The organism is Solitalea agri (genome assembly GCF_023914155.1).
GTDB lineage: Bacteria > Bacteroidota > Bacteroidia > Sphingobacteriales > Sphingobacteriaceae > Solitalea > Solitalea agri.
Genome location: NZ_JAMWYS010000003.1, coordinates 40890 through 61192 on the forward strand (window position 1 = coordinate 40890; position 20303 = coordinate 61192).

Genomic DNA, 20303 nt, shown 5'->3' on the forward strand with positions numbered 1-20303 from the left:
TTATAATATTAGAATTAAAGTAAAATGATAATTAATTTAATGTATTTTCCTCTAATTTCTCCAAAATTTAATCTTCAGCGTTATTTTAAGTATTTCCTAAATGCACTTACAATTTGAAAAATTAAATACGATATTAAAATTCGATGAAAATAATCAAGAAATGTTGTCATTCCATCAAAGTCCTTGTTGCCAAAAATATCTGATAATCGTCTAATAGGATTAAGCAGCGCCCAAAAAGCACCATTATTTTCACATAATAAATCATAAGATTTATCTAAGTCGTTAAAGCTTTTTGCTGGTAAGAAGATAAATTCCCCAGTTTGCATTAACGTGATTCCAACAAAAAACAAAATATTAATTAATAAAAGTAAACCCATAGGTTTAAGCCAGTTTACTCCATATTCATTTGATTTATTAAACCACATCATTATTTTATCCCCAACCCTATTTCCAAATTCATAACATTTGAGTTCCTCTTTAAGACTTTTCATTTCATTGGATTTAAAAAATAAAGCTTGAATAAAATTGCCTTGCTTTTCTGAAGCATATTTAAGCTGCCTAAAAACTTCGCGATTTGATTTAATTCTAGACCATTTTTTTCTATCGATTTGCTTTTTCAGTTTTTGATTCTTATCCTCTACAATCAGATATTCAGTATATTTTTCATAAGGATTCAACTGTTCAATGTTAAACCACTCTACATCTGAAAATATAATATCTGTTAATTGACTGTGCTTAATAATTACAGTTTCAAATTGTCTAAAACTTACGTTAAGAAGAATTGTTTTCCCTAGAATTGTTTTATCGATAGAAAATTTAGAACCAGATTTTTTTAAAGATCGAAAATCCGTAAATGACAATTGACCAAGATTTGTAAAACGGTCAATATTTACACTAAAAGAGGAGCAATTATTAAAACTAATATTTGAGGAAGAATTAGTACCTTTTACGGTTAGTTCAAATATATTAGCATTTTCTATTGATATATTACCTTTTGAAAGAGAGCTGCAATCTAAGGTCAACTTATTTGGAGATATATTTTTCCCCAAAATATCTTTTGCAGTTTTAAATGCAAAGCCTGCTTGAAAATCACAGTCTTTCAGATTAATATGTTCAATATCGGCTTTTATTTTATTTCCGGAATCATCCGTTTCAATTAATACGCCTTTTTTAAAGGTAGTGCCATAAATAAAATAGTTTTCACTAGCTGGACAAGCCTTTATTTTTAATTCATCTTCGAATACCCCATAGTTTGTGGTTATGTGCTTTACTGTGTTAGCCCATAAATATTGGTCTTTAAAAAAAGTTGAGTCAATAAAGCTGAAACCATCACCGGTACAACCAAAATATCTTCCTTTACCAAGAATGGTACTATTACTTATTTTTAATCCTAAGCGAGTGTTTAAATAAGTAATATCCACCTCAAAAAGTTTGCTTTCAACAAAATCCAGTGAGTCGATTTTGGCTTTTTCAATTACAAAATAATTGTTAACCGTGGAGTTGCTTAATTTAAACGATCTTTCAAATTCACAGTTAATAATTTTAATGTTTTTGATCTCGGTACATTCTTCAAACAAGATACTCGAATTATCTGGATTAAATTTATCATCTATTTTATCCGCTCTAGATTCATCAAACAAAATCCATGCATTAAAACTGCAATTAATAAATCTTATACCCCTTTTTAGATCAACTGATTTGAATAACACTCCTTCTTGGAATATGCAATCACGAAAAACTACACCCTCGCAATGATAGTTTGTTGTATCGATCCTTACCTCCGTTGCAAACTCCTTATCAGAAATTTCCGGGTATTTATTACCTTTTAATAAAGAATAAAAAGTTTTAATGGTTGACTTATTATATTTTTTAGATATTTTTTGAGAAGGAAGACTTTGTGTATTCAACTTTTAATAATGCTTTTATGATTAATAACTAATTTCATTTGCCATCATTTCTGCTTGCTTTAAAACTGTTTCGGTAGCTAGCATTTGCATGTCGGGTGGGTACCCAAATTTTCTTAATATCCGTTTTACTGCTACTTTGAGTTTGGCTTTTACGCTTTCTTTAATTGTCCAATCAATAGAGGCGTTTTGTTTGATGGTTTCTGTTAAAACAACAGCTAGTTCCCTTAATTTGTCTTGTTGCATTAAATCACGGGCGCTATCATTTTTGGCTACGGCTTGATAAAAGGCGTATTCAAAATCGGTTAGACCCATACGTTGAGGACCTTCCTGTACATTTACTACTTCTTTACTGAGCTTAATGAGTTCATCAATAACCTCGGCAGCAGTCAGGATTTTGTTATGATATCTTTTAATGGAATTCTCCAGCATTTCCATTAAGGTCTTTCCTTCTACCAGGTTCCGTTTGGCTACGGCTTTTATTTCATCATTCAAGAGTTTTTTCAGAACCTCCAAGGCAATGTTTTTATGCTCCATGTCTTTCAGTTCCATCAGAAAATCTTCTGATAGAATAGATATATCCGGTTTTTTAATACCTGCTGCATCAAACACATCGATTACCTGTTCAGAAACCAAAGCTTTATCAATTACCTGGCGGATGGTAGTTTCAATTTCTTCGTCTGTTTTACCGGAACCTGTACCATCAAATTTAGCCAAACGGGCTTTTACCGCCTGAAAAAAAGCAATCTCATCTACAGCATCCTGTGCCTGTTCGTGAGGCATGGCGATGGCCAGGGCTTTACTTAAAACGGTGACTTCGTTGATATACCGTTTTTTACCATCTTCCAAACCCAAAATATGGTCTTCGGCACCTAATATTAAAGAAAGCTTGCGTGAGGTATCTGCCTCAAAGTATTCTTCATAAGCAAAGCCATGAAATAGTTGAGAGACTACTTCTAATTTTTCGAGCATGAGTTGAACAGCTTGTTCCTGTGCGGTTGTAGGATCACCTTTGCCGCCTGCACTTGAATAGAAGGAAAGCGCCTTTTTCAAATCGGAAGCAATACCAAGGTAATCAACAATTAACCCTCCCGGTTTGTCTTTATACACCCGATTAACCCGGGCAATGGCCTGCATCAAATTGTGACCTTGCATGGGTTTATCGATATACAAGGTGTGCATGCTCGGAGCATCAAAGCCGGTTAGCCACATATCGCGAACGATCACCAGTTTTAATGGATCATCGGGCGATTTCATTCGTTCGGCTAAGTTTCTTCGCTGTTCTTTGGTGGTATGATGTTTAGCAATTTTAGGCCCGTCAGAAGAGGCAGAGGTCATCACGACTTTGATGGATCCCTGACCTAACTCATCAGAATGCCATTCGGGTTTTAAAGCAATAATGGCCTCGTACAATTCGGCCGCAATTCTCCGACTCATGGCCACTATCATCCCTTTACCCTCAAAAACCGATTGTCGTTGTTCAAAATGCGAGACAATGTCTCTGGCGATATTTTTTATTCGATTTTCACTTCCAATCAATGCTTCCAGTTGGGTCCATTTGGCTTTGGCTTTTTGATTATTGGTCAAATCTTCCTGGTCGAGTTCTTCATCTAGTTCATCCACCAACTTTTTACCTTCATCACTAAGGCTAACCTTTGCCAAACGACTTTCATAAAAAATACGAACCGTTGCACCGTCCTCTACCGCTTGCGCGATATCGTAGATATCTACATAGTTACCGAACACAGCAGGGGTGTTAACATCCGTATTTTCTATAGGAGTGCCTGTAAAACCGAGATAAGTAGCGTTGGGTAAGGCATCGCGCATGTACTTGGCAAAACCATAAACCGTTTTCTTACCAATCACATTTCCGCTTTCATCTTTATCATCTATTGTTTTTGCCCTGAAACCGTATTGAGTACGATGGGCCTCATCGGCTATTACAATGATGTTTTTACGATCTGAAAGCAATTCATATACATTTCCTTCTTCAGGCTGGAACTTTTGAATAGTGGTGAATACCACCCCGCCAGAAGCAACTTTTAGTAAATCTTTCAGTTGATTACGATCTTCGGCCTGAACCGGTTCTTGACGAAGTAACTGTTTGGATGCGGCAAAAGTATCAAACAGTTGGTCGTCTAAATCATTACGATCGGTAATTACCAACACCGTTGGATTGTCTAAAGCCAAAACAATTTTACCTGTATAAAATACCATTGACAATGATTTCCCGCTACCTTGGGTATGCCATACCACCCCACCCTTTCTATCTCCAATGGGTTGTTTGATTACTGAACGTAATCCGTAGCTCTCTGGATCTTCCATTACCAAATTTTCTATCGATTTGGTATAGCCAGAAGCACGGAGTGTAGATTCAACAGCTCTGTTTACTGCATAATACTGGTGATAGGCTGCTAATTTTTTAACGGTGGAAATGGTAGCAATACCGGTTTTGGGATCCTCTCTTTTTGATTTTTCAAAAACAATGAAATGACGGATCAGGTCGATCAAGGTTTTTTTGTTCAGCATACCTTGAATCAAGGTTTCTAATTGGCTTACCAAGTGGGAGGCTTCGGCTTTACCGTCTGCTGATTTCCAGGTCATATAGCGACTGAAACTTGCAGAGAGTGAACCTGCTTTGGCTTCTAAACCATCGGAAATGATATTGAACCCATTATATGTAAATAGGCCAGGTATTTGACTTTTATATGTTTCGATTTGCCTGAATGCCGAATTAACGGTTGCACTTTCATCTGCAGCATTTTTTAACTCCAGTACCACCAAGGGGATGCCATTAACGAATAAAATTACATCCGGGCGTTTGTTATGGCCGTTTTCAATAATGGTAAATTGATTAGCTACTACAAATTCATTGTTATGAGGATTTTTAAAATCAATAAGCCAAACCCGATCACCACGATCATCTCCATCTACGCGAACAGAAACCGGAACACCTTCGGTTAGTAAACGATGAAAAGTTTCATTGTTTACCAGGGTTTCGGGAGATGCAATTCGTTGAGTTTCTTTTATGGCATCAAATTGTGCATCAACCGGAATTGAAGGGTTAATTTTCCTTAACGCATTTTCCAAACGATTTAACAGTAAAACCTGTTCAAAGCTTTCGCGTTCCGGGGTTTCGCTATCTGGCGCAATATCGGGCGCATAAATGTATTCATAGCCCAATGATTCAAGGCGTTCAATGGCTAATAGTTCGATGTGGTTTTCGGTGATGCGGGTCATTTTTTTTATAAGGTCAATTGTTAATCGAATTTCCCCCAAATATTAGCAGATGTGGAGTCGTAAAAAATATATTCTCGACCCTTTGAAGTGAACTCACTTTGCCAAGCATTAATTTTTCCAATTATTTTTTTGTTTTCTATTTTGTCAGAATTCCCATAAAGACTAATAAATATTCGTTTCAAACCTTGATTGGAATTAACAATATCAAAAACATGGTCGTCTTCATCTCTTAAAGAGTGTCCAAAGATAAAAAGATCACCCTTGATACTTTTTAAACTCGAAAATGACCTGGAAAGGTAACCGTTTTCCTTAATCCTCTTTAACTTATGTTCAGTTGTACCCTCAGAAATGAATACAGGAAATTTGCTATTGTCAATGGACTCTCTAACTTGCTGCCCAATTGTTTTATTACCATTTCTCCAAGTGTACTTTTGTATCAAAGACTTGTCATCCTTGAATATATGCATAGCTCCGTGTAGATAATAAAGATTTTGCTGATGCTCTCTACCAATTTCCCACGTGACCATTGAATCGTCATCCCAATTTGTTCTAAACCCATCATCACAAATAAGTTTGGTTGCTTCGTGATCTAAGAAATGCATATATACCCAATAGAGTAGTAAATCATAATTAAACGAATACTTTCTGCCTTCCTCAAAATGTTGTAAAAATTCAAAACAACTTTTGTATTGATTTTCTGTAATCCATGTTGGGTTCTCTGGATGTGAGTTAGATATTACACTAATAAGCAATTCCTTGAGCTTTTCAGCATCTTCGTATACTTTATTGTAGATCAGCTTATGCGAATCATAATAATTTAAAACTATTAAGCTCTCAGTGAGCTTTAAAACAACAAATTCAAAGTCAGATGTATTGAATTTAGCGAATATTGCTTTTAGTTTAGGGTCTGTTATTTTTTCAGCCAGTTTTTTGTAATTAAAAATATTAGGGAATAAATCAACGCTAAAACCGTTTCCTAAAATTAAATGCTTCTTAGAAGAAGCCATTTTTATGCATTGATCAAATTGTAATATATCTGCCATCTAATTTTGTTTGTTCAAGTCCACCCCCACTTCCCCACTCATCAACTTCGGCAATAAAGTATCCCGAAGGGCAGTGAGGGTGCGGATTTGGGTTTGGTTTTTTAAAATTTTGTTTGCATATACTTCCCAATGGATATTGAATAATTCTACTATATCATTTGATGGAATTGGCGTATTGATATTTTGAAAATCGTTTTTGTTAATAATGGGCATTGTAGTGCCTCCAAACGCAATATTTCTAATATTCTGATATTGACTCTTTATATGCTCAAATACATAACCTATATATTTTTTATCTCGAATGATTATCGAATTTAATTGCTGGTTTGTAATACATGGCTGTGATGAAATTGTTACTTTACCCATATCGGAGCCAATACATGTAACCAAAATCGAGTCTTGTGGTAACTGTAAAGATTTTAATTTACTCCATCCCACTTCTGATAAACCTCTTGTTGGCTGGTTTGTAAACATGCCAAAATCTTTAAAATCCGTTGGTGTAACAAAGTGATATTTATCTCCCCAATAATTAGGATTCTCTTTACTTGGAGTTTTACCTGTAATCACTTTACCAAAGTCACCTAAGATTCCCATTTCCCACTCCTCCTTTGCTTCCTCCACAAACCATTGTCTAAACAGAGTTTCGGCCATTTTTTCGAGGGTGGCATTTTGGCGGTGAAGTAGGTCTATTTTATCATTAATTTTCCAAAGAATAGTTGCAATATTATTTCTTTCCTCCTCCGATGGACAAAGAAATTCATATGATTCAACTGCATCTTTTGTAATCATTTTAACAGTTGAACCTTTTGAACAGGAATTAATATGATTTCGATAATCTTCAGTCCTTAATAACCAAAATAGGAATTCATTATTTACGGTTGAATCATTTTCTATCTTGTAAAGATTTGTTCCAACTATAACTCTTTTTCCATCCAAGAATTTGGGGACGAATGCAGGAGCTCCAAGAATTGGCAAATTATCTGACTGTTGACGAGTTGCTAAAACTATATCTTGTGGCTTTACTAAAAAGGAATCGGGTGTATCACCTTCATATAGTCTAGCTCCTGAATGAAGAAAAATATCGCTAAAGGAAACACATCCCATTCCGAGTAATAAAGTTGAACCTTTTCCAATAAACTCTCCCTTATACGAAAATCCACCTTTTATTGAAATTATATCTCCTAGTTTAGTTTTAACCCAAACACTCATTGATTTTAATCTTTAAGAGGTTAGCGGAAATAATTTCATTCAGTTGGGCTTCTTCCTTTAATTGCGCTTCCAATTCAGCTTTTAGAACGCTAAAGCGCTCGTTAAAATCAAAGTCTTCTTCATCATCAGGCAAGCCTACATAGCGCCCCGGTGTAAGCACGTAATCAAGTTCTTTTACTTTGCTTATTGGAACGGAAGCGCAAAAACCGGCAATGTCCTCGTAATTGCCATCCGGGTTGCGCCAGCTGTGGTAAGTGCCCGCAATTTTCTGGATGTCGTCGTGCGAAAGTTCACGTGTACGGCGGTTTATTAAATAACCCAGGTTGCGGGCATCAATAAATAATATTTCATTACTTCTATTTCTAAACTTACCATTGGAACGATCACGGCTCATGAACCATAAAGCGGCCGGTATTTGGGTATTCAAAAACAGTTTGGCAGGCAAGTTTACTATGCAATCAATTAAGCCGGCTTCAATTAAGGCTTTGCGAATGTCTCCCTCTCCACTAGTTTTAGAAGTCAGTGCACCTTTTGATAATACAACGCCCGCTTGTCCGGTTGGAGCTAAGTGATAAATAAAATGCTGCAGCCAGGCAAAGTTGGCATTACCCGTTGGAGGTGTACCGTATTGCCAACGGCCATCGGTACGCATTAAGTCACCGCCCCAGTCGCTTACGTTAAAAGGAGGATTGGCAATAATGTAATCGGCTTTCAGGTCTTTGTGGGCATCGTTCAAAAAAGAACCTTCGTTGTTCCATTTCACTTGTGAGCTGTCAATGCCTCGGATGGCAAGGTTCATTTTTGCTAGTCGCCAGGTGGTTTGGTTGCTTTCTTGTCCGTAAATAGAAATGTCATTCACTCTTCCCTGGTGGTCTTCCACAAACTTTTCAGATTGTACAAACATACCGCCAGAGCCACAACAAGGGTCAAACACCCGGCCTTTGTAAGGTTCCAGCATTTCAACCAACAATTCAACCACACTGCGCGGAGTGTAGAACTGTCCACCCTTTTTACCTTCGGCCAGTGCAAATTCACCAAGGAAATACTCAAACACATGGCCCAAAACGTCGGCGCTTCTTGCTTTGGCACTGCCTAAGGCAATGTTTCCAACCAAATCAATGAGTTCACCCAAACTGGTTGGGTCGAGATTTTGGCGGCCATATACTTTAGGTAATACACCTTTTAGGGAAGCATTTTCCTTTTCAATGGCATCCATGGCTTCATCCACAAACTTGCCTATTTCGGGCTGCTTTGCTTTTGAAACCAGGAAGGCCCAACGGGCATCTTGTGGTACGAAGAATACGTTTTCAGCTTTGTATTCTTCTTTGTCTTCAGGGTCGGCACCTTCAGCCGCCTCGGCTACCAATTTTGCATATAGTTCTTCAAATGCATCAGAAATATATTTGAGGAAGATCAATCCTAAAACAATGTGTTTGTATTCAGCCGCGTCAATATTTTTCCGAAGCTTGTCGGCTGTTTTCCAAAGCTGTTTTTCTAAAGGTTCTTCAGTGGTTTCTTTTTTTGATTTCGCCATTCTAATATCACTTAATCCTAGCCGGCAAAATAGTGAAAACAGGGGAAATTTATCAAGATGTTAATCAGGTTTACTGACGTTTGCAAGCTCATAAGTAGGATTTGCAAATTGAAAAAATGGCTAATGGTGATCAGAAAGACTTTTAAAGCCCTAATAAATTTATCAACAAAAACCAATTTCGGAAGAAATCGACAAAATAATGAGTTTTGTAAAACATAACTGGCACTTGGCACTAATGGCACTTGTGGCATTAGTGCCTTAAAGAACATGACATTCACAGGGGAAGTAAAGTTTAAGAAACTTCACTAGGACGTACAGGGACAGTTGAAGCAATAAACTCAGTCAAACCTTCTTTCGAAAGGATGAACCTTGAGGCCCCTTCCAGAAGTAAGAAGTCATGCCGTACCGCAAATCCCTTAGGACTTCCGAAATCACTCCATATTTTTCGATTATTAAAAAAATTAATTTTAATTTTTTTTCAGAGGTCAAACAGTGGAATGATTACTATTAACAGGGGGCTTCTGATTTGCATCCCCCAAACGTATTTCGCAAACCGGGTGGGTAGTTTTTTTCATCTTAAAAATCGGTCTCAAACAATAACGGCAAACTCAAATCAAACTAATTTTCAGTCAATCATAATTGAACGAACTTTCTTACAGACACTTAAGAAATATAAGCTTATAGAAAGTGGGTAGCAACTTTTGAAATTTGAGACACCTTTTCAATCAAGGGTATAATAACCCTATTTTAAAGAAAAGTGTCTCAAATTCTATAAAGTTCTTCGCTCAACTTTCATTTCATCTTCCGATAATCTTAATTTCTTAAGATATTCCATTGTGGTTGAAAATGATGAATGCCTGCACAGATTTCTAATGATATTCATACGATTTGGATAATTATCTCCCATATGGTTCCAAAGATGAATAACCCCGGTATGTTTAAAGCTATATAAGCCCTTATTTTGTCCCTCCAACTTGAACTCTTTAAGCACTTTTTCTAAACGATAATAAAACAAACCACGAGTTACGCTTACATGAGATGGCTGCCCTTTTTTAGAAAAAAGGTACATATTAGGATCATATTGATTCAGATTTAACTTTTTTAAGGATTGAACCAATTGATCCGGAACATGAAGGATTGCTTTCTTTTTAACCTTTTGAACTTCAGGGCTTAAATGCAGTTCATTCTTATTGAGGTCGAACATTCCAACTTTTAATTTTATCACCTCGAAAGGCCTTAAAAATAGATAATAGATGAACTGACAATATAAAAGCAGATAAGGATCTGAACCTCGCATATTGGGAATTATTTTATCCAAATCCTCATCAGTAAAAGGCTCATTACCTTCAATATCAACTATGAATTTCAATCTAAAATTTGAAATATCGTTCTTGATAAAACCCTTTTGATAAAAGTACCTAAACAGCAACTTTACCTTTATAAAGAAATTCTTTTTGCTCTGCTCCTTCCAATCCTTATTAAACCGAATCCATTCTAATAGATCAATGTTAATATTCCTCTGCTCAAAACTATTTAAAGGTTCATCTACTAAGCCATAGGCTTCACAGTATTCGGTAAAATAAGACAGGTAACGTTTATAAGTGTTATATGTGCTATTATTATTCTTTACCCCTGTTTTCTTCTCATTATCCAATTTAGCTTTTAAGTGAGGGGTTAAAAACTCATCGATGGCAGCTGAAATAGTCAGATTTGAATTTCTCTTTGCTTTCACTGAAGAGGTGACAGCACTTAAGGATATTAAACCATTTTCAAGGTCTGATTGAAGCTGAAGTCTTACGGTCTCCCCTTCCAACTTCCTCTCTTCTCTTGTTTTTAAACGATTGATATTTCCGTACTCCTTCCTTTGCACCCACTTGCTTGTGAGTTCATCCTTCAATTTATATTCAACATACCAACGTTCTTTAAGGGTTCTTTTGATCTTTAATACCGGAGGGGTAAATAGAACAGACATCAAGTTTATCTCATTTTTTATCTCAGTTTGATAAAAAACAGGGTTTAAAGCATGAATAAGGCTCTTTTTACATGATCAGAAAAATCATCTGGGTGCTTTGTCCCTGTATCTCAATTGCGCAAAGGTATAAGGACAAAGCTTTTTTTATAGGGGCCTATTTTTCCATTAACTTTAACTTTAGATAGACAATGGAAATCCTTATTTGCATTTTAAAAACCATTGCAGGATATTTTATTCTGATGTTTGTAGGTACAAATCTTCTTGGCATTGTAGTGAGAGGTATTTTACCGACCTATAAAGAGAAAAGTGAAGAACCTGCAAAAGCTCTTGACGAAAGATCTGGTGGAGGCATTGTAGTAACTATCATTTTTTCTTTGCTAAGTCTAGCGTTTCTTTACGTTCTTTATCATTATTGGAACTGGGGAATCACATTGGCTGGACTAATATTGATGTTAACGAGGTTGCCAGACTTACTTTTTGAAATGAGAATTGGAAGAAAGATCAGTTCTAAAAACATACCAAAGAGGCCAATCGATACTATTTGCACAATCCTTTCATGGGCTGCATTTCCTTTGATATTTTACGCTCTTTGCTACATAAAATAATATTTTAATAATCGAAAGATTACGAATACACTTAAGTATGAGATTCAGGAGATTAACTTTATTACACTTAAAATTAGCTATTTAAATATTTAAACTTTTAGAATGTTCACTTCTAAAAGTTTACAACAATTCCCTAAATTTATTTCCCATACCAACACCATTCCTGAAGCGTTAGCATTATATCATTTCCAGCATTACAAGCACCATTTATTCCATCATTTAAATTCTGATTCCTACAAAAACACTTGCTAATTAAATGCTTTTGTTTACACCTCAAATAAAATCTTAGAATTTAATTTAAATAAAAATCCAAACTTATGAACACGCTTAAAATCTTTATGCTAGCATTGCTGGTCGCAATGATATTTGGCTGTGATAAATCAGAAGAACCTGTTATCACGAACCAATTGGATAAAGCTGTTGATTGTACACCGAAAAACAGAAGTTCTACTTATGACATTATGGGGATGGGGCCGTTCGATGATTATCCATATAAGGTTGGTAAAATGACTATCACCCATGATAAGAAATATTTAACAATTAATTTTCAATTAGAATTTGAACCTGTGGGCTTTTGGCATCCTCGGGTTTTCATTGGAGATTTATCAAAAATGCCAACTTCATTCGAAAACTTCCCCTACCAAAAAGACTATGATGTAGATAACATTTGTTCTTTTATTAAAAAATGGAAAATCCAATTTCCATTAAAACACTATAAAAAAGGAGATACTATTTATATCGTTACTTTGCTAAAACTTGAAATCAATTGGTTCCAAGTGCCTGGTCATGGTGGCATTTTTCCTGATGATTGCAATAATGAAGACCTTTTTGAAGCATGGATAGGAGACGAATTGGTTTATCCACAGCCGGGGCCACACTATATTTCATATGTTTTCACTAAATAAATTTAATGTTTAGTTCGACTTAAAGGGACAAAGAATTGTTTCATACCTCAAAAAAGGTAAAACCGAAGATTCTTTGTCCCAATAAAGTTCTTCTCTCTACTTTCATTTCATCCTCCGATAATCTTAATTTCTTAAGATATCCATTGTGGTTGAAAATGAAATTACCCAGTTTATCCAAAACCCGTAATACCTAACTCCAAAATTGTACTTTGTACTTCTAAAATTGTACTTCCTACTTTATACTTCCCTTGCATTTTTCCCCTTCCGTAAAGATATCCTTGTAATAGTTACTTTTTTTAACAATATTTAGAATACATCTAATTCACAATTAATTATCTCTCATAGAGATAAAACGTTAACACTACCTAAAATCTATTTTTATGCTCAAAAAACTCTTTTTGGGTACGTTGCTCGTATGCGTTGGTGTGGTTAATTTATCTGCACAAAATTCATTTTATGGGGCACGTATTGGCGCTATGGCGAATGCCGGTTGTGCAATGAGTGATACCTGGAACATTTCGGGAAATCCTGCAGCATTCAACAATATCCGTTCGTTTACTGCCTCTTTGGGTTATTTAAATCAATTTTCTTCATCTGCGTTTAGCACAAAAGCAGGTGTTATAGGTTTCCCTGTAAAATCGAATTTTTTCGGACTGAGTTTTAACTCCTTTGGTGAAGACCCATACCATGAAACAACTGCCGGTTTAAGTTACGGACGAACATTTGGAAACAATTTTTCCATTGGATTGAAGTTTAATTACCATTCCATTTCAATTGCTAACTATGGTGATGCGTCGACATACTCGGTAGAAGTTGGTTTAATGACTAAGGTGATGACCAATCTCACCTTAGCTACTCATATTATAAATCCGAGCCGATCTGATTTTGGAGAAGAGCTTCAAAACCCGTTATTGACCATTTTTCGGTTCGGCGCCCGATATGATTTATCAGATAAAACCTTTATTATTTCTGAGTTAGAAAAACCTCTTTCAAATGCTCCAACCTTTAAAACAGGTTTAGAATACAGTGTTTTTACCCAATTGGCTTTAAGAGGGGGAATTTCAACGCATCCGTTCCAACAGTATTTTGGAGCTGGTTTCATTACCCATCACTTGCAAATTAACCTGGCCGCTTCGGTCCATCCAGATCTTGGCTATTCCCCACAAATGTCGATTGGATATGAATTCTAAATGGTTTTCACTCGTTTTGATTTTTTTACTTCTAGCTAAATTCGCCATAGCGCAAAAGGAGATTGATCCTGTTGTAGAAAATATTATTGAGGCTATAGCTAGTAGTACCGATAATGAAGATTTAGACATAAGCGACCTTACCCAACAACTATATGCTTATTATCATCATCCTTTAAACCTAAATTCTGCAAGTGTCAGTGAGCTAGAATCTTTGTATTTATTGAATGATTTGCAAATTGAAGCTTTAAAAAAGCATATAGAACAATTTGGCCCATTGATCGATTTTGCCGAGTTGCAGACTATTTCCCTATTTGATAAAACAACTTTATTAAAGCTAAAACCCTTTGTAAGGGTTTCCGACCCTTCATCACATGGTAAACTAACTCTTTCAAACGGAGAAAATGAATTTATCATTAGAGTCTCTCAGAATTTGGAATTATCAAGAGGCTTTAAAGAGCATATTTACGCAGGTGACAGGCTTCGCATTTATAGCAGATATACTTACAACAGTTCAGACAAAGTCAGTTTAACACTTTTAGGAGAAAAAGATCCTGGGGAACAATTTCTGCAGGGAAATCAGAAATATGGTTTTGACTTTTATTCAGCGAGTTTAAGCTTTCGCAATTGGGGTAAACTTAAACAGTTAATCATTGGTGATTACTGTTTGCAGTTTGGTCAGGGGCTGATAATGTGGACTGGCTATGGAATAGGTAAAAGCGCATTAGTTAATTCAATGGTAAGAAATGGCATTGGACCAAAAACGTTCCGCTCAACTACCGAAAATGGCTATTTCAGAGGGCTATCCGGAAATTTTTTACTCACAAAAAGAATCAGCCTCTCTCCTTTCGTTTCTTACCGAAATTTAGATGCAAATGTGATAGCAAATGATTCCACAAGCGAGATTACAGTTTCAGCTTTACAAACCACCGGATTTCATCGGTCGGCTACAGAAATTACTGATAAACAAAGCTTAAAAGAGTTTTTGTATGGAGGTAATTTGCTTATCGAGCCGTTAAAAAGGCTTAAACTCTCACTAACCGCCTATCATCAGCAATTCGACAAATTATTAGAAAAGAACCCGGAGCTTTACAATCAATTCGATTTCAAAGGAAGATCACAAACCGTTTACTCAATAGCTTATCAGTTGAGTTTAAATCGATTTTACTTTTTTGGTGAGGAAAGTAAGGTTGTTGATGGAGGCATGGGGTTTATTACTGGTATGATGATGAGTGTTACACCCAAAGCCACACTAACAATTGTTCACCGACATTTTGATAAAAACTTTCATTCATTTTATTCACAGGCCATTGGTGAAGCATCTACAAACACAAATGAACAAGGCTTTTATTCAGGCATCACCGTAAATTTTTCTCCTAAAATCACAATTAATTGCTTTGCGGATGTGTTCAAATTCCCATGGTTACGGTATCGTGTTGATGCTCCATCAAAGGGAAATGAATTCTTCGGTATGCTAACTTATTCACCTTCAAAAAAACTAAACATGGATGTTCGTTTTATGCGCCAGCAAAAAGAGATCAATTTATCAAATGAAGAAGTAACAATTAGGCCAATTGCAGAAACCATAAAAAACAATTATCGTTTTACTTCTAGTTACAGTTTAAACGAATACATTGCTATCGGCAATCGAATAGATCTGGTGAATTATAGCAATGGAATTGCAAAACCAGAGACCGGAATGGCTCTTTCAGTAAATTTTGCTATCCAAAACCGGTCTAAACGTTTAGGCTTAGATAGCAGATTCACCCTTTTTGATACCGACTCTTATAACGCCCGAATTTATGCTGCGGAGAAAGATGTTTTGTATGCCTATTCGTATGCTATGTATCAGGATACAGGAACCCGTTTTTATATAAACATCAAGGCTGTTCCTTTAAAACCGCTAAGTTTCTGGATGCGATACAGCGTCTACTCCTACCGAAATAAAGATGAATTGGGTTCTGGTTACGATGTGATCAAAGGAAGCCAAAAGTCGGAAGTGAAAGTTCAAATACGATTAACCTTTTAAACGATGAGCAGTTTCCGTTTACAAACCAGGCAGTTAACCTTCGTTCGTATTTTAATTCCTTTTATCGCAGGAATAATTGTTGGATGTTTATGGCAACTTGATTCCTTAGTCTATTGGTTATTGCTGTTGTTAGGTGTATCAATTTTAATCTTAACAACGCATTTAAACAGAACCATAAACAAAACCAAATGGCGAAAATATAAAGGTCTGTTCATCAACCTATCTTTTATACTTATTGGTTTTTGTTGTTCGGGATTACATAACGAACTCAATCATAAAACTCATTTTAAAAACTCAAGTGACGATTATTTCATAATACAAATTGATGAGCCACCGATCAGGAAGGGAGCTAATCTTAAATTTAAAGCCGAAGTGATTTATGCAGTAAAAAACTCTGCTCAAAAATCTGTAAGCGGAAACTTACTGGTTACACTTAACACTAAAAATGAGCTTAAATACGGACAACTGCTACTCATTTCTAACAAAATAAATGCGATAAATCCTCCTCAAAATCCATATGAATTTGATTACAGAAGATACCTGTATTTCAAAAACATTCACTTTCAAACCTATTTGAAAACCAATGAATATCGACTTATCAAATCGGACGCTAAGTTCAGCGTTTTAACATGGGCAATTGCTATGAGGGAGAAATGTGTTCAGGTATTTAACAGATATATCCCCTCACATGAAAATGCTTCAATTACAGCAGCCTTCCTTTTGGGTTACCGTGCCGATTTAAGTTCGGATGTTGTTACTTCATTTACCAATACCGGTACATTGCATATCCTATCGGTTTCAGGATTACATGTTACCATCATTTTCCTTGTGATTAATACATTACTCTCATTTTTAGACCGGATAAAACATGGGAAGTTAATTAAGACCATTTTAGTTTTACTATTGATATGGCTTTATGCTTTAATCACTGGCATGTCGCCGGCAGTTTGCCGCTCTGCTTTTATGATAAGCGTTGTAGCCGTGGCACAGGGCTTTAACCGCTATACCAATATTTACAATACGATAGCAGTTTCGGTTTTCTTCCTACTATTACTCGATCCATATTTATTATTCGATGTGGGTTTTCAGCTTTCATACATAGCTGTTTGGGGCATTATTTATTTCCAGCCTAAGATTTACAAATGGTTTTATACAGAAAATAAAGCATTGAATTATTTGTGGACGATGACGAGTGTTTCAATTTCAGCTCAATTAGCCACATTTCCGCTTTCTATCTATTATTTCCATCAATTTCCTAATTACTTTCTGATCGCCAACATTCTTGTCATTCCAATTGCTTCAATAATTTTATTTGGGGGAATCTTACTTCTTGGGGTTTCGTTTATTCCCAGTTTAGCTGGATTAATAGGATTGTGCTTAACAAATATTATCGATCTTATGAACTGGATTTTGCTAAAGCTTAGCCACCTGCCTTTTGCAACTTTCAATGGAATATGGATAAACAATTATACCTTATTACTCTTAACCTTAATTGTCTTTAGCATTGGCTATCGTTTATCTGAAAAATCAAAAACTGCACTGAACCTAAGCTTTATTTTGATCATCTTTTTTATCATTTCTTTTAGTTTCGAAAACCTGATGAAATTTAAGGAAAATGAATTGGTAATATTTTCTGTCAAAGGGAAAACAGTCATTGCTTGTAAGGATCAAAACCGATTGCAACTAATTGCTGATCCAGAAAATCTTAGCAAGAGCTACGCCTTTTCAATTAAACCTTATATCGAACATTCAAACTCACAGGTTAGTATCGACTCATTGGGCAGTAATTTAAAATCGGCACATCTTGTTAAACATAAAAATTATCTACAGTTTTATGATATTAGAATCGGTATTGTAGATGAGGGTTTTATTGTTCCTGAGTCTTCCCAAAAATTAAAAGTTGATTATTTACTCATTTCAGGAAAAAAACGTGTGGATGTTAAGACACTACTCAACATATTTGAATTTAACACTTTACTGATCGATAAGTCTATTTCTGAATACAACGCAAATAAAATTATGGCTCAGTGTCAAATGCTTGGGATAAACAGTATTAACATTTATCAATCAAACGCATTAAGAATATCTATTTAAATGGAAGAGCTGGTAAAATTTAATGTTGAAGATCGGATTGCCTATATAACGCTAAATCGGCCTGAGAAACGAAACGCGCTTAATGAAGAATTAATTAAGCAGTTAAAGCAAGCTGTTTACAAGGCGGAGAAAAATGAAAACATAAAAATCATTGTTTTAGCAGCCGAAGGTGATGTTTTTAGTGCAGGAGCTGATTTGGCTTATCTCCAAAAACTACAGCAAAATTCGGTTAATGAAAATATTGCCGATAGTCATCAATTACGTGAATTATTTAGTGCTATCTATTTTTCGAGTAAAATAACCATTGCCAAAGTTCAGGGGCATGCTATTGCCGGAGGTTGTGGATTGGCTACTGTTTGTGATTTTGTATTTGCTGCGCATGAAGCTCAGTTTGGATATACCGAAGTTAAAATTGGCTTTGTTCCGGCTATTGTTGCGTTGTTTTTGATCAGAAAAATTGGCGAAGGAAAGGCTAAAGATCTTCTGCTAAGTGGACGTTTAATTTCATCAATAGAAGCAAAAGAAATAGGACTGATCAATGAAATGGTGGACCATAATGAACTTGATGAAGTAGTAAAAACCTTTGCTTTAAAAATGTGTAATGAAACATCAGCAAATTCTATAGCCATTACCAAAGATCTGATTCAAAAGGTTCAATCTATGAAAACTGAAGAAGCCTTAATATTTGCAGCTGAGACAAATGCAAATGTTAGAAGTACTGAAGATTTTAAAAAAGGAGTAGATTCGTTTTTAACGAAAACCAAGCTGAAGTGGTAAAGGAAATTGTTTTATTGTTTTATTGCTTTATTGTTTTATTGTTTTTACCAAAACCCTTAATTGCTCATCCAAAGGTTCTTCGCCATTTATCCAATTGATCGTCAATCCATCTTTTTCCATCTTCCGAAAATAGGTCATTTGGCGTTTGGCAAATTGGTGAATAGCTGTTTCCAGCCGTTCCAGCATCGTTTCATAATCTAGTTCAGCATTTAAATACTGGGCAATAAACTTATATTCGAGGCCATAATAAACAAGGGTTTCCATCGAAACTCCTTTTGCTAAAAGTTGTTGTACCTCCTCGATCATACCCTCACTTATTCGTTTAAGTAAACGTTCCGAAATACGCTCACGGCGTAGTTCTCTGGAAATATCAATTCCAAAGATGAATGCATTAACCTGAGGTAACGAATGAAAATCATGTGCGTTTTTATTTAGATATGTACTAATCTCTATTGCCCTGATCAGCCGTTTTATTGTTGATGTATCAGCCAAGCCTGAATAGGAAGAGGTTAATTGTTGATGAATAGTAGTAAGTTCTTCCTTCGATTTAAAGGCTAATTCGACCCTTAAATTCTCATCAATAGGAACAGATGTGTATTGAAAATCTTTTAAAACTGATTCGATATATAAGCCTGTACCACCACATAAAACCGCAACCTTTCCTTTTGCTTTTATTGATGTGTATGCACGTTCAAAATCCTGTTGAAATTCGAAAATATTGTACTTCTCTCCTGCTTCGCGAATATTTATTAAATGGTGAGGAATAGATGTTCCATTAATTTCGAACTCATGTAAATCTTTACCGGTGCCAATGTTCATATCCTTATAAACCTGGCGTGAATCCGCGCTGATAATTTCTCCGTTAAGCTCATAGGCCAGCCTAACCGCTAACCGCGTTTTACCCGAGGCTGTGGGACCTAAAATCACTATTAAATCTGTTTCGCCCATTACTTTATCACTAAACGGAATTTTAAATTACCCTGATTTTTTATGCGAACATAACCCAAGCGTATCATGAGTTGCTCTTCTGATTCATTGGACTCGGCCATCGACAAAATAGACAGCGGAAGCTTATGAGCATAATAGCGTAACCATTCACCTTCTTTCACCCAAAACTGCTGCGATTCTGTTATCCCCTCTTTTTTAAATCCCAATTTCACATAACCTTCGCCGTTAGACCATTCCAGATCGGCATACGTCATGATATCACTTGGTTTCACTTCCTCAATAAAAAACTTAATAAGCTTGCTTAACCCTCCAACCACTGTATGATCTTTTAAATTTGCAAAGCGGATCAATTCATACGATCGATAATTTTCACCTCTTGAAGGCATTGGCTTTCCGGCACTGAAAGAAGCCACTGCCACCAGTTCATCTTTAAAAAAAAGGCCATATTTATACTTAGCAGTGGTTATGACATTTAAATGGTGGGTGGCTAGAAAGTTATTGAGCTGATGAATATCTATGCGTTTAACTTTTGTGGCTCGACCGTGAATTCGTATAGTTTGACCTAACAGTGAACTAATTCTTGATCGAATAACCTCATTGCTTTGAATCCATTGATCTTCCCAAACTGAGATCAACTGAAAACCTTCATTTGAAGAGTAAAACAAGTCGATCATTTTTGAAACGATCTCATTGTCCTTTAATTTGATAAAAGCAAAAGAAATGGCCTTTTCTGGTATTATTACAATTGAAACACCCTCAATTTGAGAAAGCTTAAGGCTGAAATTATTTTCAGCAGCAAGGTGAGATATCCAATCGAAAAAGTTGGTTGAGATCAAATTATGCATTATTGATCCTC

General features: G+C 35.7%; 14 protein-coding genes. 6 read left to right on the forward strand and 8 right to left on the reverse strand.

Annotated features, from left to right (window positions below):
- Positions 1-80: 80 nt before the first annotated feature.
- From NF867_RS00580 to NF867_RS00605, 6 genes are all read right to left on the reverse strand, one after another.
- Complete coding sequence (locus NF867_RS00580) at positions 81-1907, reverse strand: hypothetical protein (RefSeq protein WP_252585549.1); 1827 nt, start codon at positions 1905-1907, stop codon at positions 81-83.
- Between the two features lie 21 nt (positions 1908-1928).
- Complete coding sequence (locus tag NF867_RS00585; protein WP_252585550.1) at positions 1929-5144, reverse strand: type I restriction endonuclease subunit R; 3216 nt, start codon at positions 5142-5144, stop codon at positions 1929-1931.
- Between the two features lie 20 nt (positions 5145-5164).
- A complete protein-coding gene (locus NF867_RS00590) occupies positions 5165-6187 on the reverse strand; it encodes a DUF4917 family protein (protein ID WP_252585551.1) in 1023 nt (340 codons plus the stop codon).
- The gene (locus NF867_RS00595) at positions 6188-7396 is read right to left on the reverse strand and encodes a restriction endonuclease subunit S (RefSeq protein WP_252585552.1); all 1209 of its coding nucleotides are present in this window, start codon (positions 7394-7396) and stop codon (positions 6188-6190) included.
- The gene (locus tag NF867_RS00600; RefSeq protein WP_252585553.1) at positions 7380-8930 is read right to left on the reverse strand and encodes a type I restriction-modification system subunit M; all 1551 of its coding nucleotides are present in this window, start codon (positions 8928-8930) and stop codon (positions 7380-7382) included. Before NF867_RS00600 ends, NF867_RS00595 begins: the two co-directional genes overlap by 17 nt.
- Positions 8931-9699: 769 nt before the next feature.
- Positions 9700-10902 carry a tyrosine-type recombinase/integrase gene (locus NF867_RS00605; protein WP_252585555.1) on the reverse strand — a complete coding sequence of 401 codons (1203 nt, stop codon included), beginning with the start codon at positions 10900-10902 and terminating at the stop codon, positions 9700-9702.
- A 188-nt stretch (positions 10903-11090) separates the two neighbouring features.
- Between NF867_RS00605 and NF867_RS00610 the strand changes: the two genes are divergently transcribed.
- From NF867_RS00610 to NF867_RS00635, 6 genes are all read left to right on the forward strand, one after another.
- Positions 11091-11507, forward strand: a complete 417-nt coding sequence (locus NF867_RS00610; RefSeq protein ID WP_252585556.1) for a hypothetical protein — start codon at positions 11091-11093, stop codon at positions 11505-11507.
- Between the two features lie 317 nt (positions 11508-11824).
- The gene (locus tag NF867_RS00615; protein ID WP_252585557.1) at positions 11825-12412 is read left to right on the forward strand and encodes an SH3 domain-containing protein; all 588 of its coding nucleotides are present in this window, start codon (positions 11825-11827) and stop codon (positions 12410-12412) included.
- A gap of 380 nt (positions 12413-12792) precedes the next feature.
- Positions 12793-13602, forward strand: a complete 810-nt coding sequence (locus NF867_RS00620; protein WP_252585558.1) for a PorV/PorQ family protein — start codon at positions 12793-12795, stop codon at positions 13600-13602.
- Positions 13592-15628, forward strand: a complete 2037-nt coding sequence (locus NF867_RS00625) for a helix-hairpin-helix domain-containing protein (protein WP_252585559.1) — start codon at positions 13592-13594, stop codon at positions 15626-15628. Before NF867_RS00620 ends, NF867_RS00625 begins: the two co-directional genes overlap by 11 nt.
- 3 nt (positions 15629-15631) lie before the next feature.
- On the forward strand, positions 15632-17722 hold the full coding sequence (locus NF867_RS00630; protein ID WP_252585561.1) for a ComEC/Rec2 family competence protein: 2091 nt from the start codon (positions 15632-15634) through the stop codon (positions 17720-17722).
- Complete coding sequence (locus NF867_RS00635; protein WP_252585563.1) at positions 17723-18499, forward strand: enoyl-CoA hydratase/isomerase family protein; 777 nt, start codon at positions 17723-17725, stop codon at positions 18497-18499.
- A gap of 27 nt (positions 18500-18526) precedes the next feature.
- Here the strand turns inward: NF867_RS00635 and miaA are convergent, their stop codons facing one another.
- Positions 18527-19447 (reverse strand): tRNA (adenosine(37)-N6)-dimethylallyltransferase MiaA, encoded by a 921-nt coding sequence (miaA, locus tag NF867_RS00640; protein WP_252585565.1) that lies wholly within the window; start codon positions 19445-19447, stop codon positions 18527-18529.
- On the reverse strand, positions 19447-20292 hold the full coding sequence (locus NF867_RS00645; protein ID WP_252585567.1) for a hypothetical protein: 846 nt from the start codon (positions 20290-20292) through the stop codon (positions 19447-19449). The genes miaA and NF867_RS00645 overlap by 1 nt, the downstream gene beginning before the upstream one ends.
- Positions 20293-20303 lie beyond the last annotated feature (11 nt).